We start from the raw sequence: 17,816 nt of genomic DNA on the forward strand, positions 1-17,816 counted from the left end.
AATTACTACTTTTTTATTTAAGATAACATGAAGAAATTAACATTTTTCATCTGCACGAAAAACGCCTTTAAAATCAAAGCTTTAGATTACAATTCAAGCTTTTTTAATCGGTCTGTTAGTTCTCTTTTATACGTAATTCCGATTGGGATTCTTTCGTTTTTAATGACCACAAAATCTTTTTCGGTTGCATCAATTTTATCCAGCGCTACGATGTACGATTTATGAATACGCATAAAACTCTTTTCAGGAAGACATTTTTCAAACTCTGTTGTCGTGATAGAAGCCAGATACGTTCTCTTGATGGTATGAAGTTTTACGTAATTACCAAAACTCTGTGCGTATAAAAGCTGGTCCAATTCAATTTCCATTAAATAACCATCAACTTTTACACTTACTGAATTTACAGTTTCTTCTGTCTTTTGTTTGGTACTTTCAGTAGCAAAAAAACGGTCAATTGCTTTTAGAAATCTTGGAAAATAGATTGGTTTTAATAAGTAATCAATCACGCCGTAATCGTAGCTTTCCAATGCAAATTCAGAATAGGCTGTAGTTAAAATAGTTTTGGGATGCGTTGGAAGAATTTTAAGCAATTCCATTCCTGAAATTTCAGGCATATTGATATCCAGAAACATTAAATCGACTGAATTCTCTCTGAGGTAATTCATCGCTTCAATGCCGTTATAGCCTTGAAAAACCAATTCTAACTGCGGGTTCTGTTTAATGTAATTAGCCAGAACATAATGTGCAGCGGGTTCATCATCAATTATAATACATCTTTTTGTTTCTCTCATCCTACAAACTTTTTTAGCTGTATTTCTAAATCAACAATGTAAGTCTTTTTATCGTCCTGAATATCTAATTTATAATCTTTTCCATAAATTAAATTCAAACGTTCGATCGTGTTTTTTAAACCAATTTTAGTCGAAATCACATCATTTTTCTTCGGAATTGAATTGGTAACATGAAGATGCAATAATCCATTTTCAACTTTAATAGCAATTTTTACAAAGCAGTTTTCAATAGCGCAAGTTCCGTGTTTAAATGCATTTTCTATAAACGCGATTAAAAGCATTGGCGAAATTTTATACGTATAATCTTTGTCTACCTTACTGTCAAAAGTAATATCACAGCGATAACCAACACGTTCTTTTTCCAACTGAACATAACTGTTTATAAATTCGAGTTCGTCTTCTAAAGAAACACATTGTTTACTATTGCTTTCTAATTGATAACGCATTAACTGCGAAACCTTCATAATTAAATCTGGCGTTCTGTCTGGAAATTCCAGACTGATTCCGTACAGTGTATTAAAAGTATTGAACAAAAAATGCGGATTTAATTGTCCTTTCAATGAATTTAATTGCATTTGATTGAACAATAAAGCCGCATCGGTTTGTTTTCTGTGAATACGATAAAACTTAAAAACAATAATCGGACTCAGAATGCAGACCAAAGTTCCTAAAACACTCGCCAATTGGTACGCATAACTTCTCTGATGCGAGTTTTGGTACAAATGGCATTTGGCAAACATATCCATCCTTGTAATTTCATACAAAATGACAGAAAATACAAAAACTCCAAAAAGCGTTAAAATGATATAGGTAAAAGGTTTGTTTGCTTTGAATAAAATAGGAAGCAGAAAAAAGCGATTAAACTGGGCATGCATGTACAAAACGCAATAGAAAAATATACCCATTGCAATAGAAATGAATGAACTAAATAACATCCAATCATTTTTTAGGGTATATATTGTAAAGGAGAAAAGGACAACGGCAACTTCTTGCCACCATTTGTTATCCAGTATGTTATCGATTTTTTTGTTCATTCTTAATTTTAAAATAGTTTACAAAGTACGAACAAATATTTAATTAATTTTTTCAAAAAATGACCAATTCAATTCGTCATTTACTAGTGCAGTACATCACTTAACCTGACTTTTATCAGTATAAGAGAAATAAATTTGTTTCATCAAAAACATTTTATATCACCTTGAGTTTATGTATTTCAAAAAAATTACCTTATTATTTTTATTGATTTTTGCCTCAATCGGTTATGCTCAAACCCTGTCTTTAAAAGAAGCATTAAAGATAGGTCTTGAAAACTACGGTTCTATCCGAGCAAAAAACAATTACACCAATGCATCAAAAGAGACTCTAAAACAATCTCGCCGTGATTACCTGCCAAACCTTAACTTATCGGCACAGCAGGATTATGGAACCGTAAACGGACAAAACGGACCGTTGTACGGTTTTGGAGGTTTAGGAGTTGCTTCATCAGGACTTCCGTTACCAGAACAAAACTGGAATTCGGCTTTTGGCGCACTTTATTTAGTCAACATGAACTGGGATTTTTTCACTTTCGGAAAAACACAAGAAAAAATCAATTTATCTAAAATTGATGTTCAGGCTAAAGAAAAAGATTTACAGCAGGAAAAATTCCAGCAAGAAATCAAAATTTCGGCTGCTTATCTCAATCTATTGGCGAGCCAGAGATTAGTGATTTCACAGCAAAAGAATTTAGATCGTGCAGAAGTTTTCAAAAAGACTGCTGCCGCACGAGTTAAAAACGGATTATTGGCTGGAGTAGATTCTACTTTGGCTACAGCCGAGGTTTCTAAAGCTAAAATCGCTTTAAACCTTGCTAGAAACTTCGTAAAAGAACAAAACAACAAATTAGTCGATTTAATGGGCGTTGCGCCTCAGGATTTCGTTACAGATACTTTATTTGTAACTCAGATTCCGAAGGAATTAGTAACAAAAGAAGCTTCTACAGATAGTCTTCACCCTTTATTACAATTCTATAAAACGAAAATCGATTACAGCAACCAGCAGGTTAAATTGTATAAGAGATTTTATTATCCAACCATGAGTGCTTTTGGGGTTTTACAAACCAGAGCTTCGGGATTTGAGAATACTTATGCTACAGACCAAAATGCCTTTAGCAGAAACTATTGGGATGGCGTAAATCCGGATCGTACCAATTATTTGGTCGGTGTTGGAATTACATGGAATCTAACCACTCCTTTCAGATCAAGCAAACAAGTTAGCGCTCAGAAATTTGTTTCTCAGGCTTTGCAGGAAGAATACAATCAGGCCGATAGAGAATTGAAATCGCAATTGAATTTTGCCGAAGATAAGATCAAAATTACTTTAGAAAATTATGCTGAAGCGCCAATTCAAGTTGATGCGGCAAAAAGAGCTTATGTTCAAAAATCGACTTTATACAAAAACGGTTTAACTGATTTGACTGATTTAACACAAACGATGTATGTTTTAAATCGTGCTGAAATCGATCGAGATATTGTCAATAACAATGTGTGGCAATCGTACTTATTGAAAGTCGCTGCAACAGGAAATTTTGACTTATTTATAAATGAATTTTAATTATAAATCCTAATGAATTTAATACGTTTTGCACTCCGCAAACCCATTTCCATTTTAGTATTGGTTGCGGGTCTATTTTTCTTCGGAATTGGTGCCATCAAAGACATTAAGGTAGACATTCTGCCCAAAATGAATTTGCCGGTTATCTATATCGCGCACCCATTTGGAGGTTACACGCCAGACCAGATGGAGGCTTATTTTGCCAAAAACTACGTAAACGTTTTACCTTTTTCGAACGGTATCAAATCGGTAGAAACCAAAAATATTCAGGGGTTAATGATTATGAAATTAACCTATTATGAAGGAACCAACATGGCTCAGGCTGCTGCCGAGTTAAGTGCGCTTTCGAACAGAATTCAGGCGGCTTTTCCTCCAGGAACACAGCCTCCGTTTATCATTCGTTTTGATGCTTCTTCATTGCCAATTGGACAATTGGTTTTGAGCAGTAAAATACGTTCAAACAACGAACTGCAGGATTTAGCCAACGTTTATGTTCGTGCTTCCTTTACTGCAATTCCTGGATTATTATCTCCAGCTCCTTTCGGCGGAAGCCCAAGAACTATTGAGGTAAACGTAGATCCAGATTTATTGCGTTCTCATAATATGACGCCAGACCAGATTGTTGATGCGATTCGTTTGAACAACCAAACGGCTCCGTCTGGAAACGTGCGTATGGGCGATAAAAACTATATTACGCCAACCAATAATACGATTAAAGAAGTTAAAGATTTTGAACAGATTCCGTTATTCAAAGGCGGCGTTCAGAACTTAAAATTAGGCGATGTTGCATCTGTAAAAGACGGTGCCGATATTACGGCAGGTTATGCTTTGGTAAACGGAAAACGTTCGGTTTACATTAGTATTGCAAAAGCGGGAGACGCTTCGACTTGGGATGTGGTTCAGAAATTGAAAAAAGAACTTCCTAAAATTCAAAGTACGCTTCCTGAAGATGTAAACATTACGTACGAATTTGACCAGTCGGTTTATGTAATCAACTCGGTTAAAAGTTTGATTACTGAGGGAATTATCGGTGCGGTTCTAACGGGTTTAATGGTTTTATTATTCTTGGGCGACCGTCGTGCGGCATTAATCGTAATTATGACGATTCCGATTTCGATTATATCTGGGGTTTTATTCCTGAAATTATTCGGACAGACGATCAACTTAATGTCTCTTTCAGGATTGGCTCTTGCAATTGGTATTTTGGTGGATGAAAGTACAGTAACCATCGAAAATATTCACCAGCATCTCGACATGGGAAAACCCAAGGCACTCGCCATTTGGGATGCCTGTCAGGAAATTGCTTTGCCTAAATTATTGATCCTTCTTTGTATTCTAGCCGTATTTGCACCAGCATTTACCATGGTCGGAATTCCAGGAGCATTGTTCTTGCCATTGGCTTTAGCGATTGGATTCTCAATGGTAATTTCATTCTTGCTTTCGCAGACTTTTGTTCCTGTAATGGCCAACTGGATGATGAAAGGTCATGAAAAACACGCACACGAACCAAACATTACAGACGATGAGGCAGAATTTAACGCCTGCGGATTAACGCCTGAATCGGAGCAAAATTTAATTGGTCAGAAAAAAGATTTGGTTGAAAGAGAAGATTTCAACAACGACGGAAAAGTAAGCGGTTTTGAAAAATTCAGAAATCGTTTCATGCGAACTTTAGATCGTTTGTTTGTTCATAAAAAAGCAACGACTATAATTTATCTAACGGGATCAATTATTCTGGCGATTGTATTTCTTACTTTTATCGGAAAAGACGTTTTCCCGAGAACCAATTCAAGTCAGTTTCAGTTAAGAATGCGTGCGGTTGACGGAACGCGTTTGGAAAGAACAGAAGAACAAGCCAGAGTTGTTTTAAAAGAATTGGAAAAAATGGTGGGTAAAGATCATATCGGAATTACGTCTGTATATGTCGGCCAGCACCCTTCTCTATTCTCGATCAACCCGATTTATCTGTTCATGGCAGGTTCTCACGAAGCGGTTTTCCAAGTGAGTTTAAAAGACTATCACGAAGATATGGACGATTTTAAAGATGAGTTTAGAGCAAGACTTAAAAAAGTATTGCCAGACACTAAACTTTCTTTTGAGCCAATCGAATTGACGGATAAAGTTTTAAGCCAAGGTTCTCCTACTCCAATTGAGATTCGAGTAGCTGGAAAAGACAAAAAACGAAACGAATTGTACGCCACTCAAATTGTAGACAAACTAAAAGCGATTTCGTATTTCAGAGACGTACAGATTGGTCAGCCAATTCATTATCCAGCAATGAACATTGATATTGACAGAACCCGTGCTGCTGAATTGGGAGTTGACATGAATGATATTTCACGTTCATTGGTTGCTTCAACCTCATCTTCTCGTTATACAGAAAAAAATAACTGGGTAGACGAAAAAGCAGGATTATCATATTCTGTTCAGGTTCAAGTGCCTTTGAATAAAATGAAAAGCAAAACCGATATTGGAGAAATTCCGGTATTGAAAAACTCGCTTCGTCCTGTTTTAAGCGACGTTGCCAAAATTACACCGGGATTTGTAAGCGGTGAAAATGACAATTTAGGGGCCATGCCATACATTACCGTTACGGCAAACATCTACCAAACCGATTTAGGTACGGCATCAAAAGATGTGAGCAAAACAATTAGCGATTTGGGCGAATTACCTCGTGGTTTATTTATCACGCCAATTGGACTAAGTACTGTATTGACTGAAACATTAAGCAGTTTGCAAACGGGGTTATTGGTTGCCGTTTTCGTAATCTTCTTAATGTTGGCCGCTAATTTCCAATCGTTTAAAGTTTCGCTGGTTATTTTAACAACAGTTCCTGCGGTAGTTTTAGGATCTTTATTAATGCTGACACTTACAGGTTCAACGTTGAATTTACAATCGTATATGGGAATCATCATGTCGGTTGGGGTTTCTATTGCCAACGCCGTTCTTTTGGTTACGAATGCCGAACAGCTTCGAAAAATAAACGGAAATGCCTTAGAATCTGCGCGTGAAGCTGCTGCATTGCGTCTTCGTCCGATTATCATGACTTCGGTTGCTATGATTGCGGGAATGTTGCCAATGGCAATTGGACACGGCGAAGGAGGCGATCAGGTTTCTCCGTTAGGAAGAGCGGTTATTGGCGGATTATTATTTTCTACTTTTGCCGTATTATTAATCCTTCCGCAGATATTTGCGTGGGCACAAGAAAAAACATCGACAAAATCTGTTTCTTTAGATCCTGAAGACGAAGAAAGTATTCATTATATCTCATCAATAAGTAAGTCGAAAGTTGGAAAGTCATAACTCGTTGAGTGTAATTATTTTTTTAAACACACAGAAACATAGATTTTAGTTTTAAATAAAAAAAGGTAAAAGAAAAAACTAGTTTTCACACATAGCTATGTTTGTTTAAAAAAGTGAAACGCCTTTTATGCACAAAGAAAAGCTATGTATCTATGTGTTAAAAATAATTAATCCTAAAGAGTTAAAAACATATTCATTATATAAAACCAAAAAATGAAAAGTAACATTATAAAATCATCTGCATTATTATTTACAGCACTAGTTGTATTAAGCGGTTGCGAAAAGAAAAAAGAAGAAACTGCGAAAGCAGAAATCGAACCTAAAGTAGAAACTTTCGCTTTAGCGAAAGAAAAACTAACAACCGAATTGCGTTTACCAGCCGAATTAACAGGTTTCCAACAAGTTGATTTGTATGCAAAAGTGAGCAGTTTCGTAAAATTATTGAAAGTTGATATTGGTACGAAAGTAAAAAAAGGACAACTTTTGATTGTTTTAGAAGCACCAGAAATCAGTTCGCAATTGGCTGCAGCCGAATCGAGATTGAAATCGATGGAAGCGATTTACGCAACCAGCAAAAGCACTTACAACCGTTTGTATGAAACAAGCAAGGTGGAAGGAACGATTTCTAAAAACGATTTAGAAATGGCAAGCGGTAAAAAGAATTCTGATTACGCACAACTTCAAGCGGCAATTGCGGCGCATAAAGAAATTGCGATTATGAGAGGTTATCTTGAAATTCGTGCTCCTTTTGATGGCGTTGTAGCGGCTAGAAATGTCAATTTAGGTACATTTGTTGGTCCGGCAGGAAAAGGTTCAGATTTGCCTTTATTGACGATTCAGGAGCAAAGCAAATTACGTTTGGCGGTTTCTGTTCCAGAATTGTACACCGGATATTTACACCCAGGCGACGAAATGAGTTTTAATGTAAAATCGTTACCTGAAACTTTTACCGCTAAAATTACCAGAATGTCTGGCGCTTTAGATTTAAAATTACGTTCTGAAAGAGTTGAAATGGACGTTCACAACACCAAAGGAAATTTATTGCCTGGAATGGTTGCCGAAGTTTTGTTACCGCTTAACGCGAAAGACAGTACGTTTGTAGTGCCAAAATCGGCGGTGGTGAATTCTGCGGAAGGTTTATATGTGGTGAAAGTAGTAAACCACAAAGCGACAAGAGTTGACATTAAAAAAGGAAGAGAAATCGAAGATAAAATTGAAATTTTCGGCGATTTGACTCCAAACGATAAACTGGTAAAAATTGCCAGCGAAGAAACTAAGGAAGGCGATGTCATAAACGAATAATACCGATTATGTATTCAATACAGTCTAATAAAAATTAGACTGTTTTCATACTATATCGGCATTAATAACCTGCGTTTAGTCTTCATTTTAGTGATTACCATAAACTGTACGCATTCTTAGGAATGCAAATTTAAAAATTTGCCTTAGGACAGCTCTTCATTAATTTGGGGGGCTGTTTTTTTATAAACATAAGTAAGTTAATAATAGAAATATTATTAAATTGGTCAACTATCTTAAATTACAATAAATATGGCTAAAGAGAGAGTTTTTGAACTTATAAGAAATGAAGAAGTTGTTTTGTTTATCGGAGCTGGAATGTCTATATCTGCAGGTTATCCATCTGGTGCAAAACTTGCCGAAATCTTGCATGAAGGTCTTACAACGGAATTAAAAAAAGATATATCATTAAATTATGATTTACCTAAATTAACTGAAGAAATCTGTAATATGAAGACTGGAAATAAAAACTACTTATTCTCATCTCTGAAAAAAGTATTTCAAAAACCACCTACCTCAACAGAAACTCATCAAATATTAGCTAAAATCCCTCATTTTAAAAGTATTATAACTACGAATTATGATACTTTAATTGAATCCACAAATACTAATATTGAAGTTATAAGAAAAAGTGCTGATTATACAATTGTTGACCCTAAAAAAACATTACTTTTTAAAATACATTCTGATCTTACAGACACAGAAAATATTATCTTAACTACTTCAGATTATAATAATTATTTTTCAAGATCAAAAGAAGATAGTGTATTTTGGAATGCAGTTAGAGATAGACTTGCTTCTAATCATATATTGTTTATTGGATATGGAATGGAAGATTCTAATATCAATGTTTTACTTGATAAAATTTTACAAGAATTAGGGGCGAACAGAAAAGAACTCTTCTTTGTGTCCCCATCTATACCTCCTGCTAAATTAAAGTATTTTCAAAGAATAGGAATTGAGTATATTGAATCAACTGGTGAAAAATTTGTGAATGAGATATATGAAGATTTAAAATTAAATTATTTTCCAAATTTAACAAAAGGAGTTGGTGTCGCTGGAACAGCTTTGGATTTTGCAAATGCAAATCAAATTAATGTTACGTTAAGTCAAAAAGATCAAAGGATAGAAATTGGAGATATAAAATCTACCAACGAAATTAGTGATCATAAAATTGAAGTTAAATTTGAGATGCCAACAAGTGAAGAATCAATGAATATTCTAGCTTCAATTAATGGCAAAAATTTTGAAGATGTCTATTTAGATAAAAATTCTTTAAAAGAATTTAATCTATTTTTTAAAGGTTTTCGGTTTAAAACTGAAGAAGACATTCAAAATCTTATAATAAAGAAACTACCTGTTTTTGATTTTAATATGCACATTATTTTCGAAGACGGTTTTGAAATTGATAATTATCCTTTCAAATTATTTGTTATTACTCCAGGTGAAAATGAGGCGCATTTAAAAATTCAACTTGAAGATTTTACAGTTATTATAAAAATTGAATTTCAAACAGAAAAAGATTCAACAAAATATAATCTAGAAATTTTTCCTAGCGAACAGATAAGATCAACTAATTCTGGTTTTAAATTCTATAATATGCTATATAAAATTATTTCTAATCAGAAGTTCAAAATTTATAAGGAAAATGAAATCTTTTACAATTACATACCGAAAATCAAATTTGAAGATGATTCATTAGATGCTAAACTGCTACTTAAATATTTTGAAGATCTTAAGAAAATAGAAAAACAATTTAATCTAAAATTTTCAAAAATCAATCTTGAAAAAAAATTTGAAAAACTTGTTAAAAATATCTTAGCTTATATTGATAAAACATCATTTACAGAACATTTTGTGGGAGAATCTTTTGGTATTGAAGGTCAAAAAAATTTTGAACATTTAATTAGTCTTGATGGAGGGGATTTATTTCTGACATGGGCGAATAACAAAAAAACAATAATTGATTTATATGACAAAAAATTTGATTTAGGTTATTTACATTCTTCTATACATGATGGTTATATTGAAAATTTGAAAGATTTACAATTATCCAAAACAAAGGATATATTTCTAAAAAGTAGAAGTGGATTAATTCATTTTAGATATGAGGATGAACAAAGTATAATGTAGTATTTTTTTAAGTTTAAGAAATATAGAAATTAATTAATTCTCACAGAAACTTTCAAATGATATGCTAAAAATTGATGAATATAAAATAATACGAGACTTTATAAAAAAGAAATCTTTGTTATTAATGGATCATGAAAAGAAGAATCATGCAAGAACTGGAATAGCAATAAATAATTACAGAACAACTGAAATTAATGGAAAAATATACTATTTAATTCCAACAAATTTATTTACAGCCATAGTAGATAGATATCTTGGAATTGCAAGTGCAAAATATCCAAATCAATTTGGAACTGGCAACGCAAATGACGTTATTAAGGCCATATATGATTTAGAGCCTTGGTTTGATTTAAATAGATTCAATGAAATTTTAAAAACTGAACAATTCTGTTACGTAGTAGAAGTAAAAGATGGAGTTATTAATAAGAAACTACTCCGAATTGATTTATATCGTGATATCAAAGAAAATAAAAATGGTGGTTTTGACTTTGTAGGTGGTGTATTTCATTGCTATAAACATTTTAGTTATGAAGGGAATCCATTATCAACAAGTAAAGAAATAAATGATATTAAACATCCTTCGGTACTTATATTTAAAATAATTACTGCTTTTTTTCAAGGCGATGTAACAGTTGTAGATAAATTTACGTCGTATTCCGAAGTAGAGATTAATAATAATGAAAAATTGAAATTAGTATTTTATTATGAACAAAATACAGAAGTTTTTTTTGTGAAAACTGTTCATAGAATATAAGTATTTCGATTATGAAAAATTAAAAACCTCGATCTTAAAAAATCGAGGTTTTTCCATTTTATAAATCTTACTCCTCACTCAAATAAGGATTCAAAATCTCCGCCAATTCATTGAGCCAATAATAATTGTCTTCAAAATTGGTTAGACCAATTTGGAGGGTTTCGTGTTGTCGCATTACGCCGAGAGCTAAAATGCAATTTACTTGTCTTAAGATTTTAGTCCTATCTTCGGGAGCGATGCTATGGTTAAAAAATCAATCAGCCTGTTTGAAAGTCTTGATAAGAACCGGATCAAAAGATTTAAAAATTGCTCTAAAGACAATCTATTAAAACTTGAGATACACTAAATAACCCACTTGAAATTCGCCATATCCATTGGTTCCCCAATCAGATGTATTTGTATAACGATACCTAAAGAAAAACTTATTATCCCCTTTTGGCGAAGGTGCATAGTAAGTACCCAATTCAAAACGATGTAACCATTTTGATGTAAGCTTTTGCTCGTCCACAAAATCTTTTTCTGAACTTACCGTATAAAACTCTTCATTATTAGGTACAATGGCCTTAAAAGGTCTGAATCTCAAATAAGCACCAAAACGTTCTTCAGGTCTAATTCTTAAAATAAAATCTGGATATGCTCTTATCATATTAACGTTTTTATCAAATCGCTTGGTTACATCGGTTGCCAATGTATCTACTACATTTACTCTTCCATAATGTATACCAGCATTCAACTCAATACGTGCTTTGAGTAACGGAAAATCGAAAGAAGCTATATTTAAGTCAGCACCTACGGAAGTGTTTTCATACTTAATCATGTCTAAAAAAGTAACATATCTATCTGGACGATACTCATTATTCACATAGCGATCTGCATATTTGACCTGTAATTGCCTGTCCTCATCACCTATTTTAGCCCAGGTTAAATTAAAATTGATATAATTAGCGAGACCGAAATTAGAACTTCTTCCTATCCCCAATTCCATTCTTTTTGTCCAAAGTGGAATATTTTTTTCAACTTCAAATTGCAGCAATCCGTTCGGATTTGCTTTCTTTAGGCCTAAAAAATCACTATAGATATTAACGTTTAATATTTTTGAAGAGGTTTCCTTTTTCAACTCAACTGCATTGCTTTTCGCAAAATCGTCAGATGGTAAACTCACCACTTGATCTTTGGGACTAAAGTCTAAACGGTCATTTTGATGTCTTTGAACATATAGTGTTATAACATTCGTTACAGGCAAAGAGAATATTTTTTCAGACCCTTCAAAAGCATATAAAGTATATTTATGTAAATCGGCAAAATCTGATTTTGAGCTAAACCCTATTGGAAATTCATTTTCAAATTTTAATTCTTTGCCTATAATATTGTTAAAAATTTCCTTCACGATGCGTTCATTATAGAAATTTTCGAGCATTTTTTTTATATCGTTGTACTTAGTGTTATTATCATTGAAAGATCTAATCAGATTTTCATCAATAAATGGAAGTTTTACTCTTCCTACTGCTGTTATGTGTTCTATAAAACCATCGTTGATATCTATCTCAATAGTTTCTACATCAAAATTCCACAATGGTATTTTCTTGATTTTTAATCTACGTTCTGATATGAAATCATCTATATCATTTTGAATATTTTTTATCTCAACTTCATTTGTTTTGATTATGACGTTAGATTCATTTATTTCCACATTCAAATTATCTTTCTCATTTTTTGCTTTTTTGGAATCCTCCAATATGCTAGCAGGTATTTTTAACGAAAAATCATTATAAAACTTGGATATTGAATCCATTTTTCTAGCTTTAGTTTCTATTTTTTCTATTTTTTTTATATCTGCATCAATTAATGTCTTTTTATTTTTATTAACTTCTTCCAATGACAAAATCTCTTCTTTACAAGATATATAATACATCAAAAAATCATCTTTACAATATCCTTGAATTTGATATACATTATAAAGCTCTTTTAATTTTTTTTCTGCATAATGTTTAAATTTTACTCGGGCTCTATAAGTTCCTGAACCTTTGGTGTTTTTATAAAAATCAGAAAATAATTCGTATTTATCAAAATCATATACAAATTTCATAAATTCATCTCCTTTTCCTATGCTCTCTTTCTCTTTATTCTCTTTCTCCTTTTCTTCCTCTTTCTCTTTGCTCTCTTTCTCTTTATTGTCTTTCTCTTTATTCTCTTTCTCTTTATTCTCTTTCTCCTTTTCTTCCTCTTTCTCTTTATTGAAAATAATATCCCTCAAATCTTTTGCACGTTTAGTAAAATAAACATCCGCATCAAAACCTTCAATATTCTTTTTTGTAATTGTAGTGTTTAAAGAATATTTTAAAACACCTGCAACAGGCTCTGTATCATACGCAAAAGCAGTAATGACTAATGCATTAAAAAATTGATAAATGTTTCTGACATCCTGAACTGCAATTTTCTGTTCTTGAGAGATGGGAGTATCACTTAAATTCTTGATACGCTTTTTTATAATTTCATAGGTGTTTTCAACATCATTCTCTTTCGGTTTAATGCTGTTAATTGCATCAGTAAGATGTGTTCCAAAAGAAACTTCGGTAAAAGGGAATACCTGGAAACTTATTTCCTTACCATCATTATTAATCAATACCTCATCTTTAGCGTTTTTTAATGTAAATGTTAAATTATTGACTGAACTGGCCGCAGCATAAATCATAATCGTTTCTGTTTTATCCTTATCTGAAACAGAAAAATTATAGGGCTGTATTTGTTTTTGGGCATGTAAGCCTAATACTGTAAAAAGAAAAAGAAAGTGTAGTTTTAGTTTCATAAAATCAGTTTTGGTGAGTTAGATTAAATTGTAGTATGCGCTTATTACTTTCTTCAGTAATTGACACTTTACCAGATAAGTTTGTTCCATTTAAATTTAAAAGGTCACTGGTAATATTTACTATTGGAGATAAATTGGTGCCATCTCTTTTCAGAATTTTACCCGAAATCATATTTCCTGTGTTAATATTTCCTTGTAAAACCACTATATCATCCTCATCATCATCTTCAACAAAAAACATAAATTTTCCTTGATAATCTATATATCCTGTACAGGTAAGGCTTTTTAAAAATTCATTACCATCGTTGTAAATATTTAGTTCCCCTTTATAAAATCCGTTTAGTTTGTGGTCAGAAATAGCATCATTAAAATTTAAAATCGATGCGATAACATTGTTGTCTGAAAACAATAGGTTTGTCTGTTCCATTTGAATGTCGGCCTGGCTTTCATTTTTGCTTAAACTTAAAATATCACCTCTCTCAATAAAGGAAAGATTATGATAGTTTTTTTCATTTTTATTGAATGCTAGAACAATAAATTCTCCTGAAATATCGGAGTCACTTATATTCCTTAAAATCAAACCATTATTATAAGGAATAATAGAGCTACTGTTTTTTGACTGTTGAGAAAAATCAAAGCTAATTCTATTGGGAATAATGTAAGAGTATTTTTTGGGTGTTAATTCAGGCTCTAAATACGTATCATTTTGACAAGAACTAAAAAAGACAAATAACGATAGAAAAAATGCATTAATATATAGATAACTTTTACTCATAAATTGATTAATTAAGGTTAGTAATAAATAACTTTTCCAATATTGGACTATCATTTAGTTAATGTAAATAGAAATAAACTCAAAAAAACAACAATTTTTAACACTATATCTTTTAAAAAAATGAAATCTTAACTAATAATTGGAAATGGTAGACAACTACAAGATTGCAACGAACAGCGAGAATGAATATCTGATATGATCAAAATTATAGGAAATGAATCAATCAGACATAAGTATTTATACCTGATTTTTAGCGTTTTAATTATATTTACTTATGCAACCCACTAAGCTAAGGTTAAGCCGAGAAACATTTTATAAAAACTAAAAAAATATGATATTAACATCTGATAAAAATATCTACAAACGAAACGAATAGTGCTTGGAGAAACCCAATGATAGATCAGATTTGCAATCCGTGCCCGCAAAGTAAGGAACATATTTTATCTTTAAGAACTAAAAACCTCTACCTTAAAAAATCGAGGTTTTTCCATTTCATAAACTCTACTCCTCACTCAAATAAGGATTCAAAATCTCCGCCAATTCATTGAGCCAATAATAATTGTCTTCAAAATTGGTTAGTCCAATTTGGATGGTTTCGTGTTGTTGCATTGAGAATTACTAGGAAAACGATAAACTTTTTATAAATTTGATTTTCACAAATAACGTTCGGTCTATTAAAATCAATAATGTATGCCTTCTGAAAGTATTAGAATATAAATATGGAAAGCTTTGGGTCAAAGATGGCTTTTTGTTGGTATTTTATATTTTTCTCTTTGACGAACTAAAAAATGATAATAAATATTTAATTGAACTAAAAAAGGAACTCGTTCAAAACATCGATAATATATTTATAGACATGTTTGCATTTCTTGATTTTAATGAGTTTATAATTTCAGATGAAATAAAAAATATTTTAATAAATCATATCGAAAACATAATTTTAAAAATGGACGAAGAAACTAATTATTTTTCACTAAAAAATTTAGACGAAATATTATCTCAGGTCAGAATTTATCATTTAGAAAATTTGGATTATGAGCCTTCACAGGAAACGATAAGCGGGCAGTATTCAAAGGATTTTAAAGAAGTAAGGAATAATTACATAGAAGAGTTCGCTGATATAAAATCATTACTTGAAAAAGACTATCGTATTTAAATAAAAAACCTCGATCATAAAAAATCGAGGTTTTCCATTTTATAAGCCCTACCCCTCACTCAAATAAGGATTCAAAATCTCCGCCAATTCATTGAGCCAATAATAATTGTCTTCAAAATTTGGTAGCCCGATTTGGAGGGTTTCGTGTTGTCGCATTACGCCGAGAGCTAAAATGCAATTTACTTGTCTTAAGATTTTAGCCATATCTTCTGGATCTATAATATGGTTAAAAAAATCAATCAGCCTTGTTTCGGCTTCTTTGGAAAGGGTGTTGTTTTTCATAAAGTGAAGAATTTAAGAAAAACCCTCATACCTTAGCAGTCTTACGCTTCTTCACGGCGTCAAAGTCCTTTCGGAGCTTTACTACATAGCACGAGGGCAAATTTTATGTTGTCTTAATGTGAAGATTTAAGAACTTCAAATGTAGAGAAAACTATTTTAAAAAGAAAGATTTTTCTTTCAATCAATATATTGCTTTTATCAAATATACTAAATCTATATTTCAGGAGGTATTAATCGCATTTTTGTCATTTCGACGTAAGGAGAAATCACACTAGGAACTCTGCAAAGTATTTCGACAAACTTTGTCGATATGCGCGTGTGATTTCTCCCTTCGGTCGAAATGACAAACAAGTAAAAAATATGTATATTCGTACAAAAAAAATAAAATGTTTAATCCTCAAATTGACTTTCATACTTATTACATCTACATAATAATAAATGAACATCGAACATCTTTTCACATTGGCGTACCAATAATTTAAAACAAAGATTGGCAAAACATAAAGAAAACATAGACTTGAATATAAACAGTTTTGCGGCAAAATATAATATTCAGTTTTTAGTTTATTACGAAAAATTCACTTGGATACAGGAAGCAATCGCCCGAGAAAAAGAATTAAAAAAATGGCGAAGAGATAAGAAAATTGAATTGATAAGAAGTTTTAATGAAACTTTTGAATTTCTTAATTTTCATTTTGAGTAAAAACATATATCTCATAATGTTTGTTAGTTCTGAAATTGTCATTTCGACGTAAGGAGAAATCACACCAGAAATTCTACAAAGTATTTCGCCAATCTTTGTCGATGTACGAGTGTGATTTCTCCCTTCGGTCGAAATGACAAACTGGAAGCAAAACGACGAAACAAATTTTAGGATGATCGAAGTCAAAGCACCACAATATTTATAAAAAAAATGCAAGACCAAAATTGATCTTGCATTTTTTATAATTTGATAAATCTAAATAGAAATTTCTTTTTTAGACTCTCTGGCGCTCATGAATTCCTTCTTTAATTTCTTCCACCATTTTTTTATTAAAAGCGGGTAAATCATTTGTGTTTCGGCTGGTTACTAATCCGTTGTCTACGACTACTTCTGAGTCTTCCCATTGTGCTCCGGCATTTTTCAAATCGTTTTTAATAGAGAAGAACGAAGTTACTTTTCGACCTTCTAAAACATCCGCATCTACCAGAATTTGAGGTCCGTGACAAATAGCGGCTACTGGTTTTTTACTTTCAAAAAAGGAACGTACAAAATTTACTGCCGCTTCTTCTCTTCTCAATAAATCAGGATTTATTACTCCTCCTGGAATAACCAAAGCATCGTAATCGGCTTCATTTGCCTGATCTAATACGACATCAACATTGTATTCGTTGCTCCAATTTCCGTCTTTCCAAGATTTGATTGTTCCAGATTTCAAACTGACGATATCTGCATTCCAACCTTGCTCTTCCAGATACGCTTTAGGCGATGCTAATTCTGATTCTTCAAAACCGTTTGTTGCTATTATGGCGATATTCTTTTTCATAATTATACTATTTAAAATGTTATTAATTTTGATTTAAGTTAAAATTAGTTATTTCAAACAGTCAGCAGAAATACACGCTGTTAAAGCTTTCTTTAATAAAAGTTAATTAATTGGAAATCAAATTTTTATTAAAAATTAAACTAAAATTATATAAGATTGATGTCGATTTGGTTTAGTATTTTATACCGTGTTTTTGTCATTTCGACATAAGGAGAAATCACACTAGAAACTCTGCAAAGTATCTCCAATCTTTGTCAACAAACGAGTGTGATTTCTCCCTTCGGCCGAAATGACAAATAATGCGTTTACAATAAAAAACTTCAATAACGTATATGACCTTATATGGTTCAAAAAAATAATTGCTATTTTTGATAATCCTATTTTTTTGAAAACAACTTA

13 protein-coding genes are annotated in these 17,816 nt (G+C 32.1%); 7 read left to right on the forward strand and 6 right to left on the reverse strand.

The genetic code is table 11. The features are described 5' to 3' along the window. Positions 1–86 precede the first annotated feature (86 nt). Both NCC77_RS15890 and NCC77_RS15895 read right to left on the reverse strand, forming a co-directional pair. The gene (locus NCC77_RS15890) at positions 87–791 is read right to left on the reverse strand and encodes a LytR/AlgR family response regulator transcription factor (RefSeq protein WP_250836472.1); all 705 of its coding nucleotides are present in this window, start codon (positions 789–791) and stop codon (positions 87–89) included. Next, positions 788–1,825, reverse strand: coding sequence for a sensor histidine kinase (locus tag NCC77_RS15895; RefSeq protein ID WP_250836473.1), 1,038 nt, complete (start codon positions 1,823–1,825; stop codon positions 788–790). The genes NCC77_RS15890 and NCC77_RS15895 overlap by 4 nt, the downstream gene beginning before the upstream one ends. 172 nt (positions 1,826–1,997) lie before the next feature. On the opposite strand from NCC77_RS15895, the gene NCC77_RS15900 reads away from it, so the two are divergent. The 5 genes from NCC77_RS15900 to NCC77_RS15920 all read left to right on the forward strand — a co-directional run bounded on the left by NCC77_RS15900 (position 1,998) and on the right by NCC77_RS15920 (position 10,872). Next, entirely contained in the window at positions 1,998–3,383 is a 1,386-nt protein-coding gene (locus NCC77_RS15900) for a TolC family protein (protein ID WP_250836474.1), read from the forward strand. 12 nt (positions 3,384–3,395) lie between these two features. Next, the gene (locus NCC77_RS15905) at positions 3,396–6,686 is read left to right on the forward strand and encodes an efflux RND transporter permease subunit (protein WP_250836475.1); all 3,291 of its coding nucleotides are present in this window, start codon (positions 3,396–3,398) and stop codon (positions 6,684–6,686) included. A gap of 213 nt (positions 6,687–6,899) precedes the next feature. Then, a complete protein-coding gene (locus NCC77_RS15910; protein WP_250836476.1) occupies positions 6,900–7,988 on the forward strand; it encodes an efflux RND transporter periplasmic adaptor subunit in 1,089 nt (362 codons plus the stop codon). A gap of 249 nt (positions 7,989–8,237) precedes the next feature. After that, positions 8,238–10,118: an SIR2 family NAD-dependent protein deacylase gene (locus NCC77_RS15915; protein ID WP_250836477.1), complete on the forward strand. Its 1,881-nt coding sequence runs from the start codon at positions 8,238–8,240 to the stop codon at positions 10,116–10,118. Positions 10,119–10,179: 61 nt separating this feature from the next. Next, on the forward strand, positions 10,180–10,872 hold the full coding sequence (locus NCC77_RS15920; RefSeq protein WP_250836478.1) for a hypothetical protein: 693 nt from the start codon (positions 10,180–10,182) through the stop codon (positions 10,870–10,872). 325 nt (positions 10,873–11,197) lie between these two features. Here NCC77_RS15920 and NCC77_RS15925 read toward each other — a convergent pair whose 3' ends face one another. Next, positions 11,198–13,678 carry a hypothetical protein gene (locus NCC77_RS15925; protein WP_250836479.1) on the reverse strand — a complete coding sequence of 827 codons (2,481 nt, stop codon included), beginning with the start codon at positions 13,676–13,678 and terminating at the stop codon, positions 11,198–11,200. A 4-nt stretch (positions 13,679–13,682) separates the two neighbouring features. Next, the gene (locus NCC77_RS15930) at positions 13,683–14,453 is read right to left on the reverse strand and encodes a hypothetical protein (protein ID WP_250836480.1); all 771 of its coding nucleotides are present in this window, start codon (positions 14,451–14,453) and stop codon (positions 13,683–13,685) included. 646 nt (positions 14,454–15,099) lie between these two features. On the opposite strand from NCC77_RS15930, the gene NCC77_RS15935 reads away from it, so the two are divergent. Then, positions 15,100–15,609, forward strand: a complete 510-nt coding sequence (locus tag NCC77_RS15935; protein ID WP_250836481.1) for a hypothetical protein — start codon at positions 15,100–15,102, stop codon at positions 15,607–15,609. Between the two features lie 48 nt (positions 15,610–15,657). On the opposite strand, the gene NCC77_RS15940 is transcribed toward NCC77_RS15935, so the two are convergent. After that, complete coding sequence (locus tag NCC77_RS15940; protein WP_250836482.1) at positions 15,658–15,891, reverse strand: hypothetical protein; 234 nt, start codon at positions 15,889–15,891, stop codon at positions 15,658–15,660. Positions 15,892–16,408: 517 nt separating this feature from the next. Between NCC77_RS15940 and NCC77_RS23025 the strand changes: the two genes are divergently transcribed. Beyond that, complete coding sequence (locus tag NCC77_RS23025; protein ID WP_349306056.1) at positions 16,409–16,594, forward strand: GIY-YIG nuclease family protein; 186 nt, start codon at positions 16,409–16,411, stop codon at positions 16,592–16,594. A gap of 274 nt (positions 16,595–16,868) precedes the next feature. On the opposite strand, the gene NCC77_RS15950 is transcribed toward NCC77_RS23025, so the two are convergent. Further along, a complete protein-coding gene (locus NCC77_RS15950) occupies positions 16,869–17,417 on the reverse strand; it encodes a type 1 glutamine amidotransferase domain-containing protein (protein WP_250836483.1) in 549 nt (182 codons plus the stop codon). Between the last annotated feature and the right edge of the window lie 399 nt (positions 17,418–17,816).

The organism is Flavobacterium tyrosinilyticum, assembly GCF_023656565.1.
GTDB lineage: Bacteria > Bacteroidota > Bacteroidia > Flavobacteriales > Flavobacteriaceae > Flavobacterium > Flavobacterium tyrosinilyticum.

What these genes read in the sequence shown, in the direction of transcription:
- NCC77_RS15890 (WP_250836472.1), bottom strand. Translation starts at nt 791, where the DNA reads ATGAGAGAAACAAAAAGATGTATTATAATTGATGATGAACCCGCTGCA.
- NCC77_RS15895 (WP_250836473.1), bottom strand. Translation starts at nt 1,825, where the DNA reads ATGAACAAAAAAATCGATAACATACTGGATAACAAATGGTGGCAAGAA.
- NCC77_RS15900 (WP_250836474.1), top strand. Translation starts at nt 1,998, where the DNA reads ATGTATTTCAAAAAAATTACCTTATTATTTTTATTGATTTTTGCCTCA.
- NCC77_RS15905 (WP_250836475.1), top strand. Translation starts at nt 3,396, where the DNA reads ATGAATTTAATACGTTTTGCACTCCGCAAACCCATTTCCATTTTAGTA.
- NCC77_RS15910 (WP_250836476.1), top strand. Translation starts at nt 6,900, where the DNA reads ATGAAAAGTAACATTATAAAATCATCTGCATTATTATTTACAGCACTA.
- NCC77_RS15915 (WP_250836477.1), top strand. Translation starts at nt 8,238, where the DNA reads ATGGCTAAAGAGAGAGTTTTTGAACTTATAAGAAATGAAGAAGTTGTT.
- NCC77_RS15920 (WP_250836478.1), top strand. Translation starts at nt 10,180, where the DNA reads ATGCTAAAAATTGATGAATATAAAATAATACGAGACTTTATAAAAAAG.
- NCC77_RS15925 (WP_250836479.1), bottom strand. Translation starts at nt 13,678, where the DNA reads ATGAAACTAAAACTACACTTTCTTTTTCTTTTTACAGTATTAGGCTTA.
- NCC77_RS15930 (WP_250836480.1), bottom strand. Translation starts at nt 14,453, where the DNA reads ATGAGTAAAAGTTATCTATATATTAATGCATTTTTTCTATCGTTATTT.
- NCC77_RS15940 (WP_250836482.1), bottom strand. Translation starts at nt 15,891, where the DNA reads ATGAAAAACAACACCCTTTCCAAAGAAGCCGAAACAAGGCTGATTGAT.
- NCC77_RS15950 (WP_250836483.1), bottom strand. Translation starts at nt 17,417, where the DNA reads ATGAAAAAGAATATCGCCATAATAGCAACAAACGGTTTTGAAGAATCA.